The 255-nt window shown below is 69.8% G+C and carries 1 pseudogene; it reads left to right on the plus strand.

Going from position 1 to position 255, the window contains the following annotated elements:
• Positions 1-193: pseudogene (locus tag AC0IY1_RS25425) on the plus strand (amidohydrolase); the annotation flags it as partial.
• Positions 194-255 lie beyond the last annotated feature (62 nt).

The following is a 255-nucleotide window of genomic DNA, read 5'->3' on the forward strand; positions in this document are numbered from 1 at the left end:
GGCTCTGGCGGCGCGCGTTTCCCTCTCGACCCTTTCCGGGGCCGCGGACGCGCAGGCAAACCCGCAGGCGTTGCCCGGCCCGACGGAGGAGCAGCTCACGAAGCTGAAGGGCATCGACGAGGATCTCCACGCCAACCCCGAGCTCTCGATGCAGGAGAAGCGCACGGCCGGCATCGCCGCGAAATGGCTCTAGGATCAGGGCTTCGAGGTCACCGAGGGCGTCGGCGGCACGGGCGTGGTCGGTCTCCTCCGCAA

Source organism: Methylobacterium sp. AC690 (assembly GCF_979256535.1).